This is a genomic window from Amycolatopsis halotolerans (genome assembly GCF_042647905.1).
Lineage (GTDB): Bacteria > Actinomycetota > Actinomycetes > Mycobacteriales > Pseudonocardiaceae > Amycolatopsis > Amycolatopsis halotolerans.
In genome coordinates, this window is record NZ_JBHRWI010000042.1 from 188,452 (window position 1) to 212,023 (window position 23,572).

General features: G+C 68.9%; 24 protein-coding genes. 15 read left to right on the forward strand and 9 right to left on the reverse strand.

The window, feature by feature from the left end; all coding sequences use genetic code 11:
• Positions 1 to 148: 148 nt before the first annotated feature.
• Both recA and ACFORO_RS31410 read left to right on the forward strand, forming a co-directional pair.
• Positions 149 to 1,192 carry a recombinase RecA gene (gene recA, locus ACFORO_RS31405; protein WP_377872716.1) on the forward strand — a complete coding sequence of 348 codons (1,044 nt, stop codon included), beginning with the start codon at positions 149 to 151 and terminating at the stop codon, positions 1,190 to 1,192.
• Between the two features lie 632 nt (positions 1,193 to 1,824).
• Complete coding sequence (locus ACFORO_RS31410; protein ID WP_354747944.1) at positions 1,825 to 2,343, forward strand: regulatory protein RecX; 519 nt, start codon at positions 1,825 to 1,827, stop codon at positions 2,341 to 2,343.
• Positions 2,344 to 2,407: 64 nt separating this feature from the next.
• Here the strand turns inward: ACFORO_RS31410 and eda are convergent, their stop codons facing one another.
• Together eda and edd are read right to left on the reverse strand one after the other, a co-directional pair.
• On the reverse strand, positions 2,408 to 3,031 hold the full coding sequence (gene eda, locus ACFORO_RS31415; RefSeq protein WP_377872714.1) for a bifunctional 4-hydroxy-2-oxoglutarate aldolase/2-dehydro-3-deoxy-phosphogluconate aldolase: 624 nt from the start codon (positions 3,029 to 3,031) through the stop codon (positions 2,408 to 2,410).
• Complete coding sequence (edd, locus tag ACFORO_RS31420) at positions 3,028 to 4,968, reverse strand: phosphogluconate dehydratase (protein WP_377872713.1); 1,941 nt, start codon at positions 4,966 to 4,968, stop codon at positions 3,028 to 3,030. The genes eda and edd overlap by 4 nt, the downstream gene beginning before the upstream one ends.
• Positions 4,969 to 5,296: 328 nt before the next feature.
• Here edd and ACFORO_RS31425 point away from each other — a divergent pair, with 328 nt between their 5' ends.
• Positions 5,297 to 6,196: a helix-turn-helix domain-containing protein gene (locus ACFORO_RS31425; RefSeq protein WP_377872712.1), complete on the forward strand. Its 900-nt coding sequence runs from the start codon at positions 5,297 to 5,299 to the stop codon at positions 6,194 to 6,196.
• Here ACFORO_RS31425 and ACFORO_RS31430 read toward each other — a convergent pair.
• Positions 6,193 to 7,314, reverse strand: coding sequence for an epoxide hydrolase family protein (locus tag ACFORO_RS31430; RefSeq protein ID WP_377872711.1), 1,122 nt, complete (start codon positions 7,312 to 7,314; stop codon positions 6,193 to 6,195). The two genes, ACFORO_RS31425 and ACFORO_RS31430, sit on opposite strands and share 4 nt — an antisense overlap.
• Before the next feature lie 118 nt (positions 7,315 to 7,432).
• Here ACFORO_RS31430 and ACFORO_RS31435 point away from each other — a divergent pair, with 118 nt between their 5' ends.
• The 7 genes from ACFORO_RS31435 (at position 7,433) to ACFORO_RS31465 (ending at position 13,293) form a co-directional block, all read left to right on the forward strand.
• A complete protein-coding gene (locus ACFORO_RS31435; protein WP_377872710.1) occupies positions 7,433 to 8,011 on the forward strand; it encodes a CGNR zinc finger domain-containing protein in 579 nt (192 codons plus the stop codon).
• 209 nt (positions 8,012 to 8,220) lie between these two features.
• Positions 8,221 to 8,508, forward strand: coding sequence for a hypothetical protein (locus tag ACFORO_RS31440; protein ID WP_377872709.1), 288 nt, complete (start codon positions 8,221 to 8,223; stop codon positions 8,506 to 8,508).
• Positions 8,505 to 9,335, forward strand: coding sequence for a hypothetical protein (locus ACFORO_RS31445; RefSeq protein ID WP_354747933.1), 831 nt, complete (start codon positions 8,505 to 8,507; stop codon positions 9,333 to 9,335). The genes ACFORO_RS31440 and ACFORO_RS31445 overlap by 4 nt, the downstream gene beginning before the upstream one ends.
• 58 nt (positions 9,336 to 9,393) lie before the next feature.
• Complete coding sequence (locus tag ACFORO_RS31450; protein WP_354747931.1) at positions 9,394 to 11,310, forward strand: fumarate reductase/succinate dehydrogenase flavoprotein subunit; 1,917 nt, start codon at positions 9,394 to 9,396, stop codon at positions 11,308 to 11,310.
• Complete coding sequence (locus ACFORO_RS31455; RefSeq protein ID WP_344267985.1) at positions 11,307 to 12,059, forward strand: succinate dehydrogenase/fumarate reductase iron-sulfur subunit; 753 nt, start codon at positions 11,307 to 11,309, stop codon at positions 12,057 to 12,059. The genes ACFORO_RS31450 and ACFORO_RS31455 overlap by 4 nt, the downstream gene beginning before the upstream one ends.
• Positions 12,060 to 12,325: 266 nt before the next feature.
• Positions 12,326 to 12,949, forward strand: a complete 624-nt coding sequence (locus tag ACFORO_RS31460) for a hypothetical protein (RefSeq protein ID WP_377872707.1) — start codon at positions 12,326 to 12,328, stop codon at positions 12,947 to 12,949.
• Positions 12,946 to 13,293: a VOC family protein gene (locus ACFORO_RS31465; RefSeq protein WP_377872706.1), complete on the forward strand. Its 348-nt coding sequence runs from the start codon at positions 12,946 to 12,948 to the stop codon at positions 13,291 to 13,293. Before ACFORO_RS31460 ends, ACFORO_RS31465 begins: the two co-directional genes overlap by 4 nt.
• Before the next feature lie 68 nt (positions 13,294 to 13,361).
• Here ACFORO_RS31465 and ACFORO_RS31470 read toward each other — a convergent pair whose 3' ends face one another.
• From ACFORO_RS31470 to ACFORO_RS31485, 4 genes are all read right to left on the reverse strand, one after another.
• Positions 13,362 to 14,255: an amino acid ABC transporter permease gene (locus tag ACFORO_RS31470; protein ID WP_377872705.1), complete on the reverse strand. Its 894-nt coding sequence runs from the start codon at positions 14,253 to 14,255 to the stop codon at positions 13,362 to 13,364.
• Positions 14,252 to 14,899 (reverse strand): amino acid ABC transporter permease, encoded by a 648-nt coding sequence (locus tag ACFORO_RS31475; RefSeq protein ID WP_354747921.1) that lies wholly within the window; start codon positions 14,897 to 14,899, stop codon positions 14,252 to 14,254. Before ACFORO_RS31475 ends, ACFORO_RS31470 begins: the two co-directional genes overlap by 4 nt.
• Before the next feature lie 84 nt (positions 14,900 to 14,983).
• Positions 14,984 to 15,889, reverse strand: a complete 906-nt coding sequence (locus ACFORO_RS31480; RefSeq protein ID WP_354745585.1) for a glutamate ABC transporter substrate-binding protein — start codon at positions 15,887 to 15,889, stop codon at positions 14,984 to 14,986.
• A 130-nt stretch (positions 15,890 to 16,019) separates the two neighbouring features.
• Positions 16,020 to 16,748: an amino acid ABC transporter ATP-binding protein gene (locus ACFORO_RS31485; protein ID WP_377872803.1), complete on the reverse strand. Its 729-nt coding sequence runs from the start codon at positions 16,746 to 16,748 to the stop codon at positions 16,020 to 16,022.
• 280 nt (positions 16,749 to 17,028) lie between these two features.
• Here ACFORO_RS31485 and ACFORO_RS31490 point away from each other — a divergent pair, with 280 nt between their 5' ends.
• Genes ACFORO_RS31490 through ACFORO_RS31500 form a run of 3 tightly spaced genes read left to right on the forward strand, consistent with a single transcriptional unit; the run spans position 17,029 to position 19,664 of the window.
• Positions 17,029 to 17,697 carry a response regulator transcription factor gene (locus ACFORO_RS31490; RefSeq protein WP_354745583.1) on the forward strand — a complete coding sequence of 223 codons (669 nt, stop codon included), beginning with the start codon at positions 17,029 to 17,031 and terminating at the stop codon, positions 17,695 to 17,697.
• 3 nt (positions 17,698 to 17,700) lie between these two features.
• Positions 17,701 to 19,101, forward strand: coding sequence for an ATP-binding protein (locus ACFORO_RS31495; RefSeq protein ID WP_377872704.1), 1,401 nt, complete (start codon positions 17,701 to 17,703; stop codon positions 19,099 to 19,101).
• Positions 19,101 to 19,664, forward strand: coding sequence for a hypothetical protein (locus ACFORO_RS31500; RefSeq protein WP_377872703.1), 564 nt, complete (start codon positions 19,101 to 19,103; stop codon positions 19,662 to 19,664). The genes ACFORO_RS31495 and ACFORO_RS31500 overlap by 1 nt, the downstream gene beginning before the upstream one ends.
• Here the strand turns inward: ACFORO_RS31500 and ACFORO_RS31505 are convergent.
• Both ACFORO_RS31505 and ACFORO_RS31510 read right to left on the reverse strand, forming a co-directional pair.
• Complete coding sequence (locus ACFORO_RS31505) at positions 19,661 to 20,578, reverse strand: TAXI family TRAP transporter solute-binding subunit (protein WP_354745577.1); 918 nt, start codon at positions 20,576 to 20,578, stop codon at positions 19,661 to 19,663. The two genes, ACFORO_RS31500 and ACFORO_RS31505, sit on opposite strands and share 4 nt — an antisense overlap.
• A 19-nt stretch (positions 20,579 to 20,597) precedes the next feature.
• The gene (locus ACFORO_RS31510) at positions 20,598 to 21,308 is read right to left on the reverse strand and encodes a heparin lyase I family protein (RefSeq protein WP_377872702.1); all 711 of its coding nucleotides are present in this window, start codon (positions 21,306 to 21,308) and stop codon (positions 20,598 to 20,600) included.
• Between the two features lie 257 nt (positions 21,309 to 21,565).
• Between ACFORO_RS31510 and miaB the strand changes: the two genes are divergently transcribed.
• Positions 21,566 to 23,047 (forward strand): tRNA (N6-isopentenyl adenosine(37)-C2)-methylthiotransferase MiaB, encoded by a 1,482-nt coding sequence (gene miaB, locus ACFORO_RS31515; RefSeq protein WP_344267966.1) that lies wholly within the window; start codon positions 21,566 to 21,568, stop codon positions 23,045 to 23,047.
• Positions 23,044 to 23,520: an Rv2732c family membrane protein gene (locus tag ACFORO_RS31520; RefSeq protein ID WP_377872701.1), complete on the forward strand. Its 477-nt coding sequence runs from the start codon at positions 23,044 to 23,046 to the stop codon at positions 23,518 to 23,520. The genes miaB and ACFORO_RS31520 overlap by 4 nt, the downstream gene beginning before the upstream one ends.
• The last annotated feature ends 52 nt before the right edge of the window (positions 23,521 to 23,572 follow it).

A 23,572-nucleotide genomic window follows, 5' to 3' on the forward strand; every position in this document is an offset into this window, starting at 1 on the left:
AACGGGGCCAGCGATCCACAGATCAGTCGCCGCGCCTGGAATTGTCGGTCCCTCCCCGTAGCGTCGGACCGGACAGAGCTTGGACCCCGGACAAGCTTGATCTGGACAACCGAACAGACACAGGCCCCAACCAGCGAGGTGGACTTCCATGCCAGCAGCACCCGACAAGGACAAGGCGCTCGAACTCGCCCTTGCGCAGATCGACAAGCAGTACGGCAAGGGCTCGGTGATGCGCCTCGGCGAGGACAACCGTCCGCCCATCGCCGTGATCCCCACCGGCGCGATCGCCCTCGACGTCGCGCTCGGCATCGGCGGCCTGCCCCGCGGCCGCGTCATCGAGGTCTACGGCCCGGAATCCTCCGGTAAGACCACGGTCGCCCTGCACGCGGTGGCCAACGCGCAGCGCAACGGCGGCATCGCGGCGTTCATCGACGCGGAGCACGCGCTGGACCCGGAGTACGCCAGGAAGCTCGGCGTCGACACCGACGCGCTGCTCGTGTCCCAGCCGGACACCGGCGAGCAGGCGCTGGAGATCGCGGACATGCTGATCCGCTCCGGCGCGCTCGACATCCTGGTCATCGACTCCGTGGCCGCGCTCGTGCCGCGCGCCGAGATCGAGGGCGAGATGGGCGACTCGCACGTCGGCCTCCAGGCCCGCCTGATGAGCCAGGCGCTGCGCAAGATGACCGGTGCGATGAACAACTCCGGCACCACCGCGATCTTCATCAACCAGCTGCGCGAGAAGATCGGCGTCATGTTCGGCTCGCCGGAGACCACAACCGGCGGCAAGGCGCTCAAGTTCTACGCCTCGGTCCGGCTCGACGTCCGCCGCATCGAAACGCTCAAGGACGGCGGCGAGCCGGTCGGCAACCGCACCCGCGTCAAGGTCGTCAAGAACAAGATGGCCCCGCCCTTCAAGCAGGCCGAGTTCGACATCCTCTACGGCGTGGGCGTCTCCCGCGAGGGCTCGCTCATCGACATGGGCGTCGACCAGGGCATTCTGCGCAAGTCGGGTGCCTGGTACACGTACGAGGGCGACCAGCTCGGCCAGGGCAAGGAGAACGCGCGGAAGTTCCTGCGCGACAACCCGGACATCGCCAACGAGATAGAGAAACGCATCAAGGAGAAGCTCAACATCGGCCCGCAGGTCGACGCCGAAGCCGAGGCAGTGCCCGCGCCGGTCGACTTCTGATCCGGGGAGGGGAGGGGATCGGCAGGTTCCCTCCTCGGTGCTCGGGTCAGGTATCGGGCTGTCGCTGAAGCCTGGGTCTGGTGCGGTTCGCCGCGCCGGGGTCCCCCGGTGAGGTCCAGGTCCGCTGCGATCCGTCGCGCCGGGATCTTCGACGGGTCTGGGCCTGGTGCGGTTCGCCGTAGCGGGATATTCGGGCGTGGCGGTGTTCCGGCGGCGGCGTCCTGTTGCTTGGCGGGGGAGAGGATTCCCTGCCTGGGTGCGGGGCTGCTGGGTGCGGTCGGCGGATCGTGAGCTGGCTGCAGCTGAGCCTCTCAGCGGATCGTGTGCGATTGCGGCTGCGCCGGTCAGCGATGGGGACCGGATTGCGGCTGGGGTCGGTCGGCGCGGTGTGCGCGGTCGGCCCGAGACGGCGGGCGCGTGGGCTTGCCGGTGCCGGGATTCGCTGGCACGGAGGCTGGTCGCGTCCGGTCCGGGGTGAGTTTCGTCGGCCGCGGTTCGGTCGGCGGGAGGCAAGACGGTGCTGAACCGGCGGTGTCCGGCACCGGGTGAGAAACGGTGTGGCGGTGCCGTCGTCCGACGGCGGCACTGGGAACGGGAGTGTGGTCGTGGCCAGGGCGCCGAAGGTCGATCCGATGGAGTTGCCTCCGGAGGAGCGGGCCAAGAAGGCCAAGGAGATCTGCTTCGACCTCCTCGCCGCCCGGCCGCGGGCGGTCGAGGAGCTGCGGCAGACGTTGCAGCGCAAGGGTTTCGACAGCGAGACCAGCGAAACCCTGCTCGGCAAGCTCGACCGGGCCGGTCTCGTCAACGACGCCGAGTTCGCCGAAGCCTGGGTCCGCGACCGGCACGCCAACCAAGGGTTGTCGCGCACGGCGTTGGTCGCGGAGTTGCGGCGCAAGGGCGTCGACGACGAGGTCGCCGCACTTGCGGCGGAGGAAGTCGACCGGGAATCCGAGGAACAGCGGGCTCGCGAGCTGGTGCGCAAACGGCTGAGGTCGCTCGGGAACGTCGACGAGCAGACCGCGATCCGCCGGTTGCTCGGGTTCCTCGCGCGCAAGGGCTATCCGCAAGGACTGGCGTACACAGTGATCCGCGACGAGCTCCGCGAGTTCGGCGCGGAATCCAGCCTGCTGGACGACGCGACGGTCGACTGATCGGGCCTGCGCCACCAAGAAACCCGCCGCCTCCAGCACGAAGGCGACGGGTTTCCGGGAAGGCTCAGCGCAGCGCGGCGGCTTCGGCGGCCAGCTTCTCGACGGCAGCGAAGTCCTTGGCCGCCACCAGCTTCGACGGCGTCAGCCACGAACCGCCGATGCAGCCGACGTTCGGCAGCGCCAGATACGACGGTGCCGACGACACCGTGATCCCGCCGGTCGGGCAGAACTGCAGCTGCGGCAGCGGACCGGCGATCGACTTCAAGAACGCCGCGCCCCCGCTGGCCTCCGCAGGGAAGAACTTCAGCGCGCTCAACCCGCGTTCGGCCAGTCGCATCGCCTCCGACACCGTGCTCGCGCCCGGCAGGAACGGCAGCCCGGTGGCGAACGCGGCGTCCAGCACCGAGTCCGTGCAGCCCGGCGTCACGAGGAACTTCGCGCCCGCGTCGGCGGCCTGCTTCGCCTGCTCTGGCGAGGTCACCGTTCCGGCACCCACGACGATGTCCGGCACCTCCGCGGCCACCCGCTCGATCGCGGCCAGTGCGACCGGCGTGCGCAGCGTCAGCTCGATCACCCCGATCCCGCCGGCGTGCAGGGCGCGGGCCGTCGGGACCGCGTCGTCGACGTCGTCGATCACCACGACGGGCATCACGGGGGACAGGGCGAGCAGGTCCGTGCCGGTGGTCACTGACCGACCTCCTGGGTCTGGAGAGCGTAGGGGGACGAGTCCATTGTCCCGCTTCCGAATGGCGGAACGCCCCGGGCGAGGTCCAGCTCCGGCGTGAGGGCCCCGAAGACGCTCGCGCCCTGGTCAGCCGGGCCGATCGCGCGCCGCAACGCCCCGAACAGCTCCCGCCCGGTCCCACTCCACGCGGCCTCCGACGGCGGAGCGTCCGCGAGGTCCCGCCGCGAAAGTTCGTCGTCCGCGATCAGTACGTCGAGGGACCCGGACCGGGCGTCGAACCGGATCACGTCGCCGTCGGCGATCCGGGCGATCGGTCCGCCCACCGCGGCCTCCGGCGTCACCTGAATCGCGGCCGGGACCTTGCCCGACGCGCCCGACATCCGTCCGTCAGTGAGCAGCGCGACCCGGAAACCCCGGTCCATCAGCACGCCCAGCGCCGGGGTCAGTCCGTGCAGCTCCGGCATTCCGTTCGCCTGCGGACCCTGCTGCCGCAGCACCACGACAACATCCCGGTCCAGTTCCCCGGCCTCGAACGCGACCTGGAACCCCTCCTGCGACGTGAACACCCGCGCCGGTGCCTCCACCACCCGGTGCTCAGGAGCCACCGCCGACACCTTCGTGACGGCCCGGCCCAGGTTGCCTTCCACCATCCGCAGCCCGCCGTCCGGCGCGAACGGCCGCCACACCGGACGCAGCACCTCCTCGTCGAGGCTGCGCGTCGGCACGTCTCGCCACACCAGTTCGCCGTCCGACAAGATCGGCTCTTGCGTGTACCGGCGAAGACCGGGACCCGCGACGGTGCGCACGTCCTCGTGCAGCAGGCCCGCGTCGAGCAGCGTGCCGACGAGGAACTGGATGCCGCCGGCCGCGTGGAAGTGGTTGATGTCCGCGCTGCCGTTCGGGTACACCCGCGCCAGCAGCGGCACGACCGCCGACAGGTCCGAGAAATCGTCCCAGCTCAGCTGAATCCCGGCCGCCGCGGCGATCGCCACCAGGTGCATCGTGTGGTTCGTCGACCCGCCGGTGGCCAGCAGCGCGACGATGCCGTTCACGAACGCTTTTTCGTCCAGCACCTGCGAAATCGGCGTGTACGCCTCGCCTCGGGACAGTTCGACGACCCGCCGTCCGGCCTCTGCGGTGAGCGCCTGGCGCAACGGCGTGTTCGGTGGCACGAAGCTGGCTCCCGGCAGGTGCAGGCCCATCACCTCGACCACCATCTGGTTCGAGTTGGCGGTGCCGTAAAACGTGCAGGTCCCAGCGGAGTGATACGACGCCGCTTCGGCGTCGAGCAGGTCTTCCCGCGTCGCGAGCCCCTCCGCGTACAGCTGGCGCACGCGGGCTTTTTCCTTGTTGGGCAAGCCTGAATTCATCGGCCCGGCAGGCACGAGCACCGCGGGCAGATGCCCGAACGACAGCGCGCCGATCAACAATCCCGGCACGATCTTGTCGCACACGCCGAGCAACAACGCCGCGTCGAACATGTCGTGGGACAACGCGATCGCCGTCGCCATCGCGATCACCTCGCGGCTGAACAGCGACAACTCCATGCCCGGACGACCCTGCGTGATGCCGTCGCACATCGCGGGCACCCCACCCGCGAACTGCGCGACACCGCCGACTTCGCGGACAGATTTCTTCAGCCACGCCGGGTAATCCTGCATCGGCTGGTGCGCGGAGAGCATGTCGTTGTAGGAGGACACGATCGCGACGCCGGGCGCGCGCAGCTGCCGCAGCGCCTGCTTGTCGACGCCGTCCATCGCGGCGAAACCGTGCGCGAGGTTGCTGCAAGCGAGGCCGCGGCGGACCGGCCCCTCCTCGAAAGCGGCCGCGCTGCGGGCGAGGTACGCCGCGCGCGTGTCCGCGCTGCGCTCGGCGATCCGGTCGGTGACGTCGGCGAGAACGCGGTGCACCGCGGCGGTCGGGTTCGGGCTGCTGCTCATCTCAAGCTCCCGGCTCGTGACGGGTTCGCGAGACGGCGGCGCTGGCGTCGCGGGAACGTGACGGTGCACACGGTAACCCGAAAACCCTCCGGAAACAAAATCGATTCAGAAGACCCCCTATGGGGTGACGGTGCCGGGCCTGGGCCGGGCGGGCGGCGCTGGTCCGGGAGGTGCGGCTGGTGCCGGCGAAGCCGGTGACGCGGCCGTGGAGCTGGGCTCAGGGGGTACTCAAGACTGTGTCGTCCGCTGCTGAAGACACGGATCGGGCGATGTGAATAGGTGTCAGCAGCTTGGGACAGGCACTATCCGCGGCTGGAGGTGACTGTGGATGCGAGATTCGGAGATGCCCGCCCCGTACGACCGCGTTTTGGGCACGGCACTGCGGAACGCCCGGATCGAGGCGAGCTTCGGTTTGGGCGAGCTGGGCCGGTGGCTCGGGGTCGACCCGGCGCTGCTGTCGAGCTGGGAGCTGGGCCAGCGGATGCCGACGCTGGAGGACGTGGCAGGGGTACTGGGCGCGCTCGGAGTGGTCGGCGAGAAGAAGGCGCGGATCATGGCGCTGGCGCGCGAGCTGGCGGGGTCGAGCTGGGTCATGCGGGGATCGCAGGAGGACACGGCGCACTACGCGATGGTGGCCGGGCACGAGCGGACCGCGGAGTCGGTGACAGTGTGGGCTCCGCTGCAGATCCCGGAGTTGCTGCAGATCCCCGATTACGCGCGGCTGGTGTTCGGTCCGGGCCTGCGGGACAAGGAGATCTTGGAGCAGGTTGTGGAGAACCGCTTGAGTCGCAACGAGATCCTGTTCGGTGCGGAGGCGGTCGAGGCGCAGCTGTTCGTCGGAACCGAGGCACTGCGGAACCACCTTGGCGATGCCGAGGTAATGCTGCGGCAGGTGCGGTACCTCATGGAGGTTTCGCAGACGGTGATGATTCGGCTGGTCCCGAGTCCGGCCGTTTCGGAGGACGCGTTCAGCCGGTACCGGCAGCGGGACGAGACGGAAGTCGTGTACTGCCCGCACCATCGCGCGGGTGTCTTTCTGGTCGGTCGGCAGGCTGCCCCGTACGCGGGAACCATCGAGCGGCTGGCCGAGTCCGCACTGTCTCGAACGGATTCGCTGCACAGCTTGTCGGCCGCGGCCGCCGGTTTCGCGGAGGAGGTGAAAACCCAGCGGCTGGCGAATGAGGCCGGACTGACGAGGCTCTTGGCAGGCGAGGATCCCGTTGGCTAGCGGAACAGGCGGAAGAACCCGCGCACTTGTTTGACCAGCGACTCCGGCTGCTCCAGCGCGGCGAAGTGGCCACCACGGGGCAGTTCCTCGAACCAGCGCAAGTCGGTGAACCGCAACTCGGCCTCCCGCCGCGACGGGCGGGTGATGTCGCGCGGGTAGACCGACAGCCCGGACGGCGCGGTCACCTTGTCCCGGAAGTCGGCGAAGCTCTCCCAGTACAGACGCGCCGACGACGTGGCCGACGCGGTGAACCAGTAGACCGAGATCTCGTCGAGGATCGCCTGCCGCGACACCGCGTCCTCGGGATGGCCGTCGTTGTCCGTCCACGCCCAGAACTTCTCGGCGATCCAGGCGGCCTGCCCCGCCGGGGAGTCGGTGAGGCCGTAGCCGAGCGTCTGCGGCCGGGTCGCCTGGATGGCCGCGTACCCCCGGCCGGTGCGCTCGATCTCCTTCTGAGCCTCGAGGCTCGCCCGTTCAGCGGGCGTTGGGTCGTCGAAGTTGCCTAGCGTCACAGACCCCATGTTCAGGTGCACAGCGGCGACCCGCTCGGGCGCTACTTCACCCAGCGCGCCGGACACCGCCGAGCCCCAGTCACCACCTTGCGCGCCGTACCGGTCGTAGCCCAGCGAGACCATCAACGTGTCCCAGGCGCGCGCGGTGCGCGTGAGGCCCCACCCGGTCGTCGACGGCTTGTCACTCCAGCCGTATCCGGGCAATGACGGCGCGACCACGTGAAACGCGTCCGCCGGGTCACCGCCGTGCGCGCGCGGATCGGTCAGCGGGCCGAGAATCTCCAGGAACTCGAGCACCGAACCCGGCCACCCGTGCGTGAGCACGAGCGGGAACGCGTCCGGCTCCGGCGAGCGGACGTGCAGGAAGTGGATGCCCAGCCCGTCGATCGTGTCGCGGTACTGCGGGAACACGTTCAGCCGCTCGGCGAACCCGAAGTCGTAGTCCTCGGCCCAGCTGCGGCACAGCTCCCGCGCATACTCCAGCGGCAAACCCTGTGACCAGTCGTCCACCGGCTCGCGCTCGGGCCACCGGGTCCGTCGCAACCGTTCACGCAGGTCCGCGATCTCGGCTTCGGTGACGCTGACCTCGAATGGCTCGGCGGACATGGCAAGGCTCCTTACTGGTCAAGGCCCCTTCCGCGCGGGAGCGTCCCTGCCAGGTATGTTGTGACATGCGAAAGTGCATTTGCATGTCACGCTACGGGGCAGTGAGGAGATACGTCAAATGCAGGACGCATATCACGGCCCAGTGGCAGTCCAGGCGGCCGTCGACCTGGCCAACACCTTGAGACCGATCAAGGGTGAGGACGCGCTCGAGACCGTGGAGCAGCTCCGGAAGTTCCTCGACGGCCATCCCGCGGCTGCCCCTCCGAGTTCGGCCGCAAACCAAGGCCCGCGGCATCTCACCCGCGCCGATCTGACGGAGGTCCGCGCGTTACGCGAGACGGTGCGCGAGGTGCTCGAACGGGCGGCCGCGGACCCGGTCGAAGCCGCGGGCCTGATCAACGACGGCCTGCGTCGCAACCGCGCCACCCCGGTACTGCGCCACGAGGACGACCGCTGGTGGACCGAGGTAATCTCCGACACCGACCGCTGCTCGGCGCACCTAGCGGCGACTTTGCTGAGCGCACTGGCCTCCGTGATCGCCACACTCGGTCCCGCTCGTCTCGGCGTATGTGCCGGGTTGAACTGTCGAGCCACTTTTGTTGACCTGTCGCGCAACGGCTCGAAGCAGTACTGCACCCGAAACTGCGCACACCGGGCGAGTGTCGCGGCCTACCGGAGCCGTCGCAGCCCGCGTTGAACGCCGACTGACGGCCCAGAGACGGCCCAGGGACGTCCTGGACCCCACTTTCGGCCCCTATCTAGGGAGAAATCCCCAGGTCAACAGGTACAACATGCCCCGCTCTGGTAAATGTGCTACTTGTCACAGTGCACCGCGCGAGGCAGAGTCGTACCCGGCGACGTTGATCGTCACCCGAACTGCCGGCCCCACCATCAGGGAGGCTTCCGATGTCCACCACAGAGATCGCCGAACTCCGGCGCACCATCGGCCAGTTGCGGCAGTGCGTGGGCGCATTGCGATCGCGCTACGGCGACGCGTCCGCGGTGCGCCGGCTGGCCAACGACGTCGAGCGGCTCGACATCGACACCGCTGATCTGGACGGGCACCCGCCCGCTGTGCCCGCGCAGGCGAAAGCCGTCGAACGCGTGCCTGTCCCCGATACTCCCTACGATCCGGCGCTGTGGAATGGCGCTGACGACGAAGGTGTCGGTGGCTACAAGCGCGACCAGCGGTGAGCGCCCCCGCTGACAACGACGTCAGCCGCGCCCCCACCGGCGTTCGAGCGCCGGGGCGGGCGCGGCTCGCCGCCCGGACACTGCGCACCGACCGGTGGTGGCTGTCGCCCCTGCTCACTGTGCTGGGGCTGGCCACCTTCGTCGTTTACGCGACTGTCCGGGCATTCGTGCGCACCGCCTACTGGGTGCCCGAATACCACTATCTGACGCCGTTTTACTCCCCCTGCGTGTCCACTTCCTGCGTCCCGGGATCGAGCCACTTCGGGCACTGGTTCGGCGAAATGCCGACCTGGCTGCCGCTCGGCGTGCTCGTGCTGCCGTTCCTGCTCGGGTTCCGGTTGACCTGCTATTACTACCGCAAGGCCTACTACCGCTCCGTATGGTTCTCCCCGCCTGCCTGCGCGGTCGCCGAACCGCACGCGCGCTACACCGGCGAGACGCGGTTGCCGTTGATCGTGCAGAACGTGCACCGGTATTTCTTCTACGTCGCGTGCGTCGTGTCGCTCGTCAACACCTACGACGCCATTGTCGCCTTCCGGAGTCCCACCGGGTTCGGTTTCGGGCTCGGCAACGTGATTCTCGTGCTGAACGTCGTGCTGCTGTGGGCGTACACGCTCTCCTGCCACTCGTGCCGGCACGTCACCGGCGGGCGGCTCAAGCATTTCTCGAAACATCCCGTCCGGTACTGGATCTGGACGCAGGTCACGAAGCTCAACACGCGGCACATGGCCCTCGCGTGGACGACGCTCGGCACGCTCGTGCTGACCGACTTCTACGTGATGCTCGTGTCCAGCGGTGCGATCTCGGACCTGCGATTCGTGGGCTGAACCCCGGAAATCCAGCAGCGCAAGGCAGTTCTCCCCAGCTCGTGAGGTGGCTTATTCCATGACCGAGGTCGAACGGCACAGCTACGACGTGGTGGTGATCGGTGCCGGCGGCGCCGGTCTGCGCGCGGTGATCGAAGCGCGCGAACGCGGTTTCAGCGTCGCGGTGGTGTGCAAATCCCTTTTCGGCAAAGCGCACACGGTGATGGCCGAGGGCGGCTGCGCGGCGTCGATGGGCAACGCGAACTCGAACGACAACTGGCAGGTGCACTTCCGCGACACCATGCGCGGCGGGAAGTTCCTCAACAACTGGCGGATGGCCGAGCTGCACGCCCGGGAAGCGCCGGACCGCGTCTGGGAACTGGAGACGTACGGCGCGCTCTTCGACCGTACCGCGGACGGGCGGATCAGCCAGCGCAACTTCGGCGGACACACGTACCCGCGGCTCGCGCACGTCGGCGACCGCACCGGGCTCGAGCTGATCCGCACGATGCAGCAGAAGATCGTTTCGCTGCAGCAGGAGGATTTCAAGAAGTACGGCGACTACGAGGCCCGGATCAAGGTCTTCGCCGAATGCACGGTCACCGAGCTGCTGCTGGACAACGGCGCGGTCGCCGGGGCGTTCGGCTACTGGCGCGAGAGCGGGCGGTTCGTGCTGTTCGAAGCGCCCGCGGTGGTACTCGCGACGGGCGGCATCGGCAAGTCGTTCAAGGTGACTTCGAATTCGTGGGAGTACACCGGCGACGGGCACGCGCTGGCCCTTCGCGCCGGCGCGAAGCTGATCAACATGGAGTTCGTGCAGTTCCATCCGACCGGGATGGTCTGGCCGCCGAGTGTGAAGGGCATCCTCGTCACCGAGGGCGTGCGCGGCGACGGCGGGGTGCTCAAGAACTCCGAGGACAAGCGGTTCATGTTCGAGTACGTGCCCGAGGTGTTCAAAGGCCAGTACGCGGACAGCGAGGGCGAGGCCGACCGCTGGTACACCGACCAGGAGAACAACCGCCGCACGCCGGACCTGCTGCCGCGCGACGAGGTGGCGCGGGCGATCAACTCCGAGGTCAAGGAGGGGCGCGGATCCCCGCACGGCGGTGTGTTCCTCGACATCGCGAGCAGGTTGCCCGCGGAGGAGATCCAGCGGCGGCTGCCGTCGATGTACCACCAGTTCAAGGAACTGGCCGACGTCGATATCACCAAGGAGGCCATGGAGGTCGGTCCGACCTGCCACTACGTGATGGGCGGCGTGGAGGTCGACCCGGACACCGGCGCGGCGAGCGTGCCCGGTCTGTTCGCGGCGGGGGAGTGCTCCGGCGGGATGCACGGGTCGAACCGGCTCGGCGGCAACTCGCTGTCGGACCTGCTCGTGTTCGGCAGGCGAGCCGGGCTGGGCGCGGCGTCCTATGTGGACGGTCTCAAGGACCGGCCCGCGGTTTCGCAGTCCGATGTGGACACCGCGGCCGCGATGGCGCTCGAACCGTTCGACCCGCCCGCCGACGGCACGCCGGAGAATCCGTACACGCTGCACACCGAGCTGCAGCAGTCGATGAACGACCTGGTCGGCATCATCCGCAAGGCCGGGGAAATCCGGCGGGCGCTGGAAAAGCTCGCGGACATCCGCCGTCGCGTGCGGCAGGTGGAGGTGGAAGGCCACCGGCAGTTCAACCCCGGCTGGCACCTCGCGCTCGACCTGCGGAACATGCTGCTGGTGAGCGAATGCGTCGCCCGCGCGGCGCTGACTCGCACGGAAAGCCGCGGCGGCCACACCCGCGACGACTACCCGTCGATGGACGCGGACTGGCGGCACCGGCTGCTCGTCTGCTCCGCGCAGCCGGGCGACAATCCGCTCGTGCCGGACGTCGACGTGGCCGTGAAGGAACAGGTCCCGATGCGGCCGGACTTGCTCGAGCTGTTCGAACTCGACGAACTGGGCAAGTACTTCACCGACGGCGAGCTGGAGACCCACCCCGGGAGGACCGCGTGAGCTACCAGGCGAAGTTCCGCGTGTGGCGAGGCGACGCGACCGGCGGCGACCTGCAGGACTTCACCGTCGAGGTGAACGAGGGCGAGGTCGTGCTCGACATCATCCACCGGCTGCAGGCCACCCAGGCCGCCGACCTCGCCGTGCGCTGGAACTGCAAGGCAGGCAAGTGCGGCTCCTGCTCGGCGGAGATCAACGGCAGGCCGCGGCTGCTGTGCATGACGCGCATGTCGACGTTCACCGAGGCCGAGGTCGTGACGGTCACGCCGATGCGCACCTTCCCGGTGATCCGCGACCTCGTCACCGACGTGTCGTTCAACTACACGAAGGCTCGCGAGATCCCGTCGTTCACCCCGCCGGAGGGGCTGAAACCCGGCGAGTACCGGATGCAGCAGGTGGACGTCGAGCGCTCGCAAGAGTTTCGCAAGTGCATCGAGTGCTACCTGTGCCAGAACACCTGCCACGTCGTCCGCGACCACGAGGAGAACAAGGAGAGCTTCGCCGGACCTCGGTACCTCATGCGGATCGCCGAACTGGAGATGCACCCACTGGACGTCGCCGACCGCCGCGACGCCGCCCAGGACGAGCACGGGCTCGGGCTCTGCAACATCACGAAGTGCTGCACCGAGGTGTGCCCGGAAGGCATCCACATCACCGACAACGCGCTGATCCCGATGAAGGAACGCGTCGCCGACCGCAAGTACGACCCGATTGTCTGGCTGGGGGACAAGCTGTTCCGCCGTAACCGGTGACCGGCGCGCTCCCTCGGCACGACGCCGTGGTGGCTGGGTTCGCGGACCCCTTCACCCGGTCTGTGGGCGTATTCAGTTGTGGTTGGGCGATAGGCATTTCCTCCTCAGGTGGCGACAACGGGCGTAATGGCATGGAGCAGATCCCGTCCGGCCGGACGGCTGGGCGAGCGCCAGTACCGAAGCCGAAACCGAAACCGGCATCGGCAGCGGGACCGGGAACGGCACCGAAACCGGCACCGAAACCAGCATCGGCGTCGGCACCGACGATGAAGCGGGACGTGCTGGCGGACCGCATCATCGGGGCGCTGGCTGTCTCGTGCCCCGGTTCCCGTGCGCAGCTGCGCGGTTCGCTGCGCACGGGAACCGCGGACGAGTACAGCGACATCGACGTCGAGTGGCTCGTGCCCGACGGAGGCCTGGCCGGCTGCCTGGCCTCCGTGCGGGCGACGCTGGAGCGGGTGCAGCCGGTGGCGGCCGTCCGGACGGCGCCTGACTGGTTCCACTCGACGCGACAGCGGTTGCTGTTCGTGCGGTTCGCCGAGGTTTCCTTGTTCTGGCGGCTTGATCTCGCCGTGCGCGAGGTCGGGGCCGGTCCGGGCGATCCGGCCGATCACGCGCGGGACGGAGAGTGGTCCAAGCCGGCCAGTGCGCTGGCCAACGCACTGGGAGCGATCAAGGCAGTTGCTCGCGGGCGCTACGAGGATGCTCGAGGGCTCTTGTCACGGGGATGTTCTCGCATTGATGAAATCGACGTTAGCACGGGTTCGTGGGTCGACGGCATCACTCGATTGGCTCGTGCCGCGGCGAGCCGGGAAGCGGAGCTGACCGCGCTGGCGGAAGAGACGATTTCCCTTGCCAGAGAAGAACTTTCCGGAAGGACGCAGTCATGATCACCGGTGCTCACGTGATCCTCTACAGCAAAGACGCAACGGCCGACCGAGAGTTCCTCAGGGACGTACTAGAACTAGGCCACGTGGACGCAGGCAACGACTGGCTCATTTTCCGTTTGCCCCCAACGGAACTCGCGGTTCACCCGTCCGAAGGTGACCCGCGGCAAGAGTTCTACCTGATGTGCGACAACCTCGACGAAACAGTCCGCCAGCTGACCGGCAAGGGTGCCAAAGTGGACGGTGAGGCGACGACAGCCTCGTGGGGCACGCGAGTGTCGATCCGCCTCCCCAGCGGCAGCGTCCTGCCGCTGTATCAACCGCGCCATCCGACAGCGCACGGCTGAAAGCAAGAAACCCCCGGTGCCGCAACGAAAGCAGCGCCGGGGGCTTCAAACGAGAACGTAACGAACCGTCAGGCAGATCCAGCGCCCCCGAGCGCGTTGCTGCCCGCGGCAGCGGCGAGCCCCGCCTGCTTGATGCCGGCGTCCGTGTCGATGTGCTTCTTGCTGCGGCGGTTGCGCCGCTCCAAGTACGTCGCGAGCGCGGTCAGCAGCAGGCACATCGCGATGTAGATCGCGGCGGCCACCAGCGTCGACGGCACGATCGGGCGGCCGAAGTCGCCCTGGCTGCCGATGTAGCGGGCGTAGTACAGCAGCTCCGGGTACGTCACCAGGAAGCCGAGCGCGGTGTCCTTGAGCAGCACCACCAGCTGGCTGATGATCGTCGGCAGCATCGCGCGCAGAGCCTGCGGCAGCAGGACCGTGAACATCACCTGGGTCTTGCGCATGCCGAGCGCGTACGCGGCTTCGCTCTGGCCCTTCGGCAGCGACTGGATGCCCGCGCGGAACACCTCCGCCAGCACCGAGCCGTTGTACAGCGTCAGGCCGAGCACCACCGCGAACAGCGGCGACGTGTCCACGCCGAGGGTCGGGAGGCCGTAATAGAACAGGAACATCAGGATCAGCAGCGGGATCGCGCGGAAGAACTCCACGATGAACGTGCAGAATCCGCGCACCCACGCGTGATCGGAGAGCCGTCCGGCGGCGAACACCGCGCCGAACACGATGGCGAGCACCGCGCCCAGCGCGAAGGCCTTCACGGTCGCCAGCACGGCGGTCGCGAGGTCGCTCTGCACCTGGGAGTACTGCAGCCATTCCCATTTGCGGGCGGTGAACTGGCCGCTGTCGATGAAGCGGAAGATCACGAACGCGATCAGCGCCACCACGGCGACGATGCCGAGCACCGCGTAGATCCGGTGCCGCATCCGCGCTTTCGGGCCCGGGGTGTCGAAAAGAACCGTGCTCATCGGGCCACGCTCCAGCGCTTCTCCAGGCTGCGCTGCACCAGCGACAGCACCGACACGAGGATGATGAAGCCGAGCGCCACCCACAGCAGCGCGATCATCTGGTTGTCGCCGCGTTCGGACACGTACTGCCGGATCGCGCCGGCCTCGGCCACCGAGAACCCGCTGGCGATCGTCGTGTTCTTCAGCAGCGCGATGAGCATGCTGACGAGCGGCGGCACCACCGACCGCAGGGCCTGCGGGAGGACGATGCCGCCGAGGATCTGCCCGGACGACAGGCCCAGCGCGCGGCCCGCCTCGGCCTGGCCGATCGGCACCGTGTTGATGCCCGAGCGCACGACCTCGCAGATGAACGCGGACGTGTAGATCGTCAGCGCCACCGCGGCGGTCGGGAAGTAGTCGATCTTGACGATGTCGAGCAGCGGGTAGGCGAACACGAGGAACGCGAACACCAGCGTCAGCGGCGTGTTGCGCAGCACGGTGACGTAGGTCGTGCCGATCGCGCGCAGCATCGGGACCGGGCTCACCCGCAGCATCGCGAGGACCGTGCCCAGCACCAGGCTGCACGCTCCCGCGATCAGGAACAGTTCGATCGTGGTGAGAAAGAACGGACCGAAGAGGTCCAGATTGTCGAGCAGGACGTCCATGGAGCCTTCCCCGCGTCCGTGTGCCGATAGTGGGTGTACGGCGGCCGGTGGGCGAAAGCTTCGCCCACCGGCCGCCGGATCAGGTCAGTACCGCTCGATGGCCGGCGGCGTCGCGGGCGCGCCGGACTTGCCGAGGGTGGCGTCGTAGATCTTCTTCCAGGTGCCGTTGGTCTCGGCGGCCTGCAGCAGGTCGTCGATCTTGTCGCGCAGCACCTTGTCGTCCTTGTTCAGGCCGATGCCGTAGGGCTCCTTCGAGAACGGCTTGCCGACGACCTTGAAGCTGTCCGGGTCCTGCGCCGCGTAGCCCTTGAGGATCGCGTCGTCGGTGGTGACCGCGTCGACGTCCTTCGTGTTCAGCTTCTCCACGCACTGCGAGTACTTCTGGAACTCGACGATCTGGTCGGTCAGCTTCTGCTCGCGCACGCGCTGGATCGGGGTCGACCCGGTGACCGAGCAGACCTTCTTGCCCTTCAGCGTCTCCGGGCCGGTGATCGAGGTGTCGTCCTTGCGCACCAGCAGGTCCTGCCCGGCCTGGAAGTACGGGCCGGCGAACGACACGAGCTTCTTGCGCTTGTCGTTGATGGTGTAGGTGCCGACGTAGAGGTCGACCTGGCCGTTGGAGATGGCCTGCTCGCGGGCGGCCGAGTCGATCGTCGTGTACTTGATCTTGTCCTCGCTGAAGCCGAGGCCCGCCGCGACCATCCGGGCGATCTCGACGTCGAAGCCCTGGAACTTGCCGGTCTTCGGGTCCTTCTGGCCCAGCTCGGGCTGGTCGTCCTTGACGCCGATGGTGATCGTGCCCGCGGACTTGATCTTCGTGAAGACCGACGAGCCGTCGAGCTTGACGTCCTTCGCCACTTCGTAGGTCGGCAGCGCCGCGGCGTTGGTGTTGGCGTCCCCGCCGGAACCGGCCGGGGTGCCTTCCTTGCCGCAGGCCGTGAGCAGCAGCCCGCCGGCGAGCAGGGCGGCCGCGAGGGTGCGGATCCTCATGTCAGTCTCTCCAATATCTGTCCGGGAAAAATCTGTCCGGGAACGTCGGTGCCGGTCGGGGCGGCACCGATGGACACGGCCGATTACAGCCACCTCGGCCGCGGGGCGCCGGGGGATTCCCCCGAACGGGTCAGTGGGTCAGGATCTTGCCGAGGAAGTCCTTGGCGCGGTCGGACTTCGGCTTGGTGAAGAACTCTTCCGGCGTCGTGTCCTCGACGATCTCGCCGTCGGCCATGAACAGGACGCGGTCGGCCGCGCGGCGGGCGAAGCCCATCTCGTGGGTGACCACGAGCATGGTCATGCCGTCCTTCGCCAGCCCGGTCATCACGTCCAGCACCTCCTGGACCATCTCCGGGTCCAGCGCCGAGGTCGGCTCGTCGAACAGCATCACCTTGGGCCGCATCGCGAGCGCGCGGGCGATCGCCACGCGCTGCTGCTGGCCGCCGGACAGCTGGGCCGGGTACTTGTCGGCCTGGTTCGCGATGCCGACGCGCTCGAGCAGTTCCATCGCGGTCTTGCGGGCCTGCGCCTGCGCGGTCTTGCGCACCTTCACCGGCGCGAGCATGACGTTCTCGAGGATCGTCTTGTGCGCGAACAGGTTGAACTGCTGGAAGACCATGCCGACGTCGGCGCGCAGCGCGGCGAGCGCCTTGCCCTCGGCGGGCAGCGGCACGCCGTCGACGGCGATCTCGCCGGAGTTGATCGGCTCGAGCCGGTTGATCGCGCGGCACAGCGTCGACTTGCCCGACCCGGACGGCCCGAGCACGACGACGACCTGGCCGCGCGGCACCTCGAGAGTGATCTCGCGCAGCACGTGCAGCTCGCCGAAGTACTTGTTCACGGCGGCCGCCTTGATCATCGGCGTCGCCACCTCGGTGGTCATCGTGGCCTCCAGAGCTCCGTTGGTCGTCGGCGTCCGCGGAACCGGGGTTCCGCAACGCTTGCGGAAACCTACTACCGGGACATCTCTTGTAAAGACGGCTTGAGCAATACTTAGGGTTTCAACTACGTATCGGATGCGGCCGTCGTGGCGGCTTTCAGCCTAGTCGGGACTGTGGCGGCCGCCACGCACCGTGTCCGCGGGGCGTGGCGCCCTAGAGTCCGGCTACCGTGGTCGGGATCACCGGGGAGGCTGAAGCGTGCGCGTGCTGCTGGTGGAAGACGACGACCGGGTCGCGGGCGCGCTCGTCCCCGCGCTGGTCCGCCGGGGCCTCACCATGCAGCGGCTGCCGTCCGGGGCCGGCGTGCTCGACCGGGTCCACGACGTCGACGTGATCCTCCTCGACCTCGGCCTTCCCGATGTCGACGGCGTGGTGCTCTGCCGCCAGATCCGCGCGGTCAGCGACGTCGCGGTGATCGTGGTGTCCGCGCGCGGCGAGGTGAACGACCGGGTGCACGGCCTGCGCGCCGGCGCCGACGACTACCTGGTCAAGCCGTACGACGTGGAGGAACTGCTCGCGCGGGTCGAAGCGGTGCGCAGGCGGCGCACCGAAAAGACCACGCCGACGGTGCCGGTGGTCGAGGTCGGCGACGTCCGGATCGACCTCTCCCGGCACGAGGTGCTGGTCGCGGGCGAGCCGATCGCGTTGTCCCGCAAGGAGTTCCAGGTGCTCGCGCTGGTCGCGGCGGCGGGCGGCGCGGTGTGTTCGCGCGAGCAGGTGCTGAACGAGGTGTGGGGGCACCGCGGCGCGGCGGAGAGCCGTTCGCTGGACGTACACGTCGCCACTCTGCGCACCAAACTCGGCCGTCCGGCGCTGATCGAAACGGTGCGCGGAGTCGGTTACCGGCTGGGCATCCGGCGGGACTGACCGATGCGCGTCCGGCTGCAGGGCATCGTCGTCACGCTCGTCGCGCTGCTCGTGTTCGGGCTCGGCATCCCGCTCGCGTTGAGCATCGCGAGCAGCCTCCAGCAGAAGCTCTTCCTCGACCGGCTCACCGACACCTCGCGGTTCGCCTCGCTCGCCCAGCGTCCGCTGCTGGACAACCAGCTCGGCCGGCTGGAGCCCGAACTGCGCCGGTACACCGAGGTGTACGGCGTGAAAGTGGTCGTGGTGAACCAGGACGGCGACCCGGTGCTGAGCTCGCCGGGCGGCACCGACGCCCGGCGCGTCGACCGGGCCGCGATCCGGGTGCCGGTGAACGAGGCGCTCGCCGCCCGTCCGCCCGAAGCCGGGCCGCTGCTGATGCCGTGGGCCAGCAAACCGCTGGTGCTGGCCGAGCCGATCCTCATCGACGGCGAGGTGCGCGGCGCGGTCGTCACGGAGTCCGCGACCGATCACATCCGCACCCAGTTGCTGTGGCAATGGCTGCTGCTGGCCGCGTGCGCGCTGGTCGCGTTCGGGCTCGCGCTGCTCGTCGCGCTGCCGGTGGTGCGCTGGACGCTGCGCCCGGTCCGGCGGCTGGACGAGGCGACGGGCGCGCTGGTCGCGTCGGTGGTCAGCGGCCGGGAAGCGGAGCCGGTGGGAGAGAGCGGCGGGCCGCCGGAGCTGCGGCAGCTCGGGCGGTCGTTCGACCGGATGGCAGCGAGTGTGTCGGAAGCGCTGGCCGCGCAGCGTGCGTTCGTCGCCGACGCCTCGCATCAGCTGCGCAATCCGTTGACGGCGTTGAAGATCCGGCTGGGCAATCTCGACGGCCAGGTGACCGACGAAACCGCGGCCGCCGATCTCGAAGCGGCACAGGTGGACGCCAAACGGCTGAACCAGATCCTCGACGAGCTGCTGTCGATGGCCCGCGCCGAATCCGCGGGCGGCGAACTGGTCTCCGAAGACCTCGCGGAGGTGATCGCCGATCGGGTCGCGGACTGGTCGGTGGTCGGGGCGGCTCGCGAGGTCGCGCTGGAGAGCGCGGTGGACGTCAACGGGGCGCGGGTGCTCGTGCCGCCGCGTGGCCTGGAGGTCGTGCTCGACGCTTTGCTGGACAACGCGCTCAAGTTCAGCCCCTCCGGTACCTCGGTGGAGGTGGCCGCGAGCGTCGCGCAGGACCGGGTGACGGTTTCGGTCCGCGACCACGGTCCTGGGCTGCGAGAGGACGAACTGGAGCGGGCGGTGGACCGGTTCTGGCGGAGCACGGCGCACCAGAACGTGCCGGGGTCGGGGCTGGGGCTGGCGATCGTGACGGAGATCGTCCGGCATTCCGGCGGCGAGATGCGGTTGTCCCTGCCTGAGGGCGGCGGGTTGCGGATCGCGATGGACTTCCCGGTCGTGGAGCGCTGATGGGAATCGACGTCTTCGCCTTGGTCGCCGACTGGGCTCCGACGGTCGCGGCGTACCGCGAAGCAGGCGGCTCCGGCTTCTACTGGGACTACGACGACCAGCCGTACTTCACCGAGCACCGGCTTCCGGGCGGCAAGGCCTTCCTCGAAGCCGGGCAGTACTACGACCTGCTCCGGCCGCACTTGCCCGAACGGCTGCGGCAACCGGCGGACGCGGTATTCGGCCAGGTCTTGCCGTGCGCCGTCGGCTACGACTGGACCGCCGAGGACCGCGACGACTTGGCCGCCGACGCCGGTCTCGACGGCAGTGGCGACATCATCTACGCGTTCCGTCCGGATACCGCCGCCGCCGTCGCGCGATCGCCGGTGCCGTGGGAGGAACTCGCCGCGGCGGCCGAAGAGCACCCGGTGCCCGGCGAGCGCCTCGCTCCGGCCGGTACGCGGGCAGGCATGTGGCAGGTCGTCGACTGGGACAGCTTTCACTGGCACGCCAGCGCACACCTGGCATCGGTGACGGACGCGGTTCAAGCCGGCCGCGGTCTTGTCACCATGGTGTCGATCTAGACCTTCTCCGCGCGGTAATACGCCAGCGCCCCGGGATGCAGCGGCAGCGGCCCCGTCTCGATCCCCGGATGCACGTCGATCGACAGCGCCGCCCGGTTGACCGCCGCGAGCGCGGGCCGGGCGTCGTACAGGCCCTTCGTGAGCGCTTCGGCGACGTCGGCGGACATCGAGGTGGGCACGACCAGGAAGTTCGGCACCACCAGCGTCGTGACCGGGCCGCCCTGGTCGTAGGTGCTGCCGGGGATGGTCGCGGTGCCGTACACCGGGCTGAACCGCTGCATGCCCGGCATCAGCGAGGACATGTCGAGCAGCCGCAGGCCGATCTTGCGGTTGTACTCGGTGATGAGCGGCGTCGGCAGCCCGCCGGACCAGAACATCGCGTCGATCTTGCGGTCGGCCAGCGCGGTGAGCGAATCGTCCAGGCTCAGCTGGTCGATCGCGACCGCGCCCTTCAGCCCGGCGACCCCCAGCACCCGGTCGGCGATGTACTCGACGCCCGACTCCGGGGAGCCCACCGCGATGTGGCGGCCGCGCAGCATCGACACCGAGGTGTAGGGCGAATCCTTGCGGACGACGATGTGCAGGTAGTCGTCGTGGATGCGGGCCAGCGCGGCGAGCTTGCCGGGGTGCGCGGCCGCCGCGTCCGCGGCCAGGTCCGCGGCGACGAACGCGACGTCCGCGCCCCCGGAAAGCACTCGGTTGAGGTTGTCGCGCGACCCCTGGGTGGCGAGCACCTCGGGCGTCTCGATGCCGAGTTCGCCCGCCCACGACGACGCCAGCGGCCCGGCGAGGTCGTGGTAGACGCCGCCCACCGACCCGGCCGCGACGCGCAGGTGCAGGTTCGCGAAGCTCGGCCCGCACCCGCTCAGCAGCACCATGAGCACTGCCAGCGCCAGCGTCCGCCTCCATCGCATGGGGCGATGGTGCCAGAGGTCAGCCGGTGACGTCGGTCAGGCTGCTGCCCATCCGGATCTTGCTGAACCATTGCGTCGCCGTCTCGTCGGCCTCGTGGTAGACGCCCCACTTCAGATAGTTGCGGTCGCCGTCGATCGTGGTGCCGGTGTAAGTGGTCGACCCGTCGGAGAACGTCTGCTGCTTGCCGTCGAACCAGAACTGGATGGTGCCCTTGGTGCGGTCGGTCGAGATCCGGAAGGCGATGTCGTGCCACTGGTCGTTCGAGACCGGCGCTTCCCAGAGCTTGACGCTCGTGTGGTCGACGGTCCATTCCTCCAGCTGGAGCTTGCCGCCGGAGATCTTGAGGACGATCGGGTGGTTCGCGGTGCCGGTGCTCGGGCTGCATTTCAGCTGGAACACGTAGCGGCTGGTGGAGTCGGTGATGCGGTACTTCGACGACCAGCCGAGGTAGAAGGTCTTGCCCGCTTCGAGGTCCGGGCCGACCGCCTCGCAGCGTTCCTCCTTCGCGAGCTGCTCGGCGACGAACACTTTGCCCTTCGCGGAGTCCGCGGTCTTGAAGTGGCCGTCGGCGCACTGGACCGAGTTGAACGCCTTGGCGCCGTCGGCCGGGTCGGCGGACCAGGTGACCGAGCGGGGAGCCGGGGCCGCGGCGACCGGCGCGGCCGCCAATGCCGCGACGGCGAGAGTGCTCGCGACAGCAGCCGCGGAGCAGGCGAAAACCTTGCGCACTTTTCCTCCAGAGCGGCGGCGGTCCGATTCGGAAACAATGGCGATGATCTTATCTTCGGGAGCGCGCGGAAAACAATAGGAGAAATTCCGGCGGTATTGTTCTGCGGTGCCCGGTTCAGTGCATTTCCGTTCCCGGTCAACGGCACATTTCCCGATTAACGGAATGCCGGGCGGGCCAGGTCGCGGACGCCGTCGCATAACGCCCGCGAGGCGGGTGCCGGGTCCGGCGCGGGCTCCGGGGTTTAGGCTGGAGCACGATGAACGCGAAAACGTACCAGATCCGCACGTTCGGCTGCCAGATGAACGTGCACGACTCCGAACGGCTCGCCGGGCAGCTCGAGGAAGCCGGCTACGTCCCCGCCGCGGGGCCGTCGAAGCCGGATCTGGTCGTGTTCAACACCTGCGCCGTGCGGGAGAACGCGGACAACAAGCTCTACGGCACCCTCGGGCACCTCCGCCCGGACAAGGTCGCCAATCCGGACATGCAGATCGCCGTCGGCGGCTGTCTCGCGCAGAAGGACCGCGGCGACATCGTCAAGCGCGCTCCGTGGGTCGACGTCGTCTTCGGGACGCACAACATCGGTTCGCTGCCGACGCTGCTGGAGCGCGCGCGGCACAACGCCGAGGCCGAGGTCGAAATCCTCGAATCGCTCGAGACGTTCCCGTCCACGCTGCCCGCTCGCCGCGAATCGTCCTACGCGAGCTGGGTGTCGGTTTCGGTCGGCTGCAACAACACCTGCACGTTCTGCATCGTGCCGTCGCTGCGCGGCAAGGAGCGCGACCGCCGTCCCGGCGAGATCCTCGCCGAGGTCGAGGCGCTGGTCGCCGAGGGCGTGCTCGAGGTGACCCTGCTGGGCCAGAACGTGAACTCCTACGGCGTCGAGTTCGGCGACCGGCTCGCGTTCGGCAAGCTGCTGCGCGCGACCGGCGGGATCGACGGGCTGGAGCGCGTGCGGTTCACCTCGCCGCACCCGGCCGCGTTCACCTCGGACGTCATCGACGCGATGGCCGAGACGCCGAACGTCTGCCACCAGCTGCACATGCCGCTGCAGTCCGGTTCGGACCGGGTGCTGCGCGAGATGCGCCGCTCGTACCGGTCGACGCGGTTCCTGAACATCCTCGACGAGGTGCGCGCCAAGATGCCGGACGCCGCCATCACCACCGACATCATCGTCGGCTTCCCCGGCGAGACCGAGGAAGACTTCCAGGCGACGCTCGACGTCGTCCGCGCCGCGCGGTTCTCCAGCGCGTTCACCTTCCAGTACTCGAAGCGCCCCGGCACGCCCGCCGCCGAGATGGCGGAGCAGCTGCCGAAGGAGGTCGTGCAGGAGCGCTACGACCGGCTGGTCGAGCTGCAGAACGAGATCTCCTGGGAAGAGAACCGCAAGCTGGTCGGCCGCCGGGTCGAGCTGCTGGTCGCGGCGGGCGAGGGCCGCAAGGACGCGGAGACGCACCGGATGAGCGGGCGCGCCCGCGACGGACGGCTGGTGCACTTCACGCCGTCCGGTTCGGCTGTCGACCGTTCGGTCCGGCCGGGCGACGTCGTGGAGACGGTGATCAGCTACGGCGCGCCGCACCACCTCGTCGCCGACGGCGACCTTCTGACGCATCGCCGCACGCGAGCGGGCGACAACGCCGAAGCCGGTCTTCGGCCCAAGACGAGCGGGGTCACCCTGGGACTGCCGGGCTTCGGAGCCCCGGCGGCGCAGCCTGCCCCGGTGAGTGGGTGTGCAGGATGAGCGAACCGGGAACGCCGGCCGAGGTCGACCGGCGACTCAGCGACGAGATCGACGACGCGGGCCGCAACGCCGCGCGCACGGTCGAGCTGGGCAGGCGCGGCTTCACCATCTCGGTGCTGATGTTCGTGCTGCTGGTGGCCCAGATCCTGCCGTGGGCCCAGGGCCGCGCGGGCTGGGAGACGCTCGCGGGCGAGGCGGGCGGGGTCCCGCAGCTGTTCGCCGTGACGTCCACCGGCGTCGGCGTCTTCATCGGCGCGGTCGCGCTCGTGTCGCGCCGCTGGTGGGTCGCGTGGTGCTGCGCCGCGGGCGGCTGGTTCGCCTCGGTCGACGGCCTGCTGGCGATCTGGTCGCAGCAGTCCGCGCACGCCAGCGGAGCGGCCGGCGACGGTCCGGGAATCGGGATGATCGTGGCGTGGATCGCGACGATCATCCTGGCGACGCTCTGGATGCGGACGGCGTTCTCGCGCGCCTGACCGCTTCCGCTAAAAGTCCGTGAGGGGAACCCTCACGGACTCTGATTCCCGC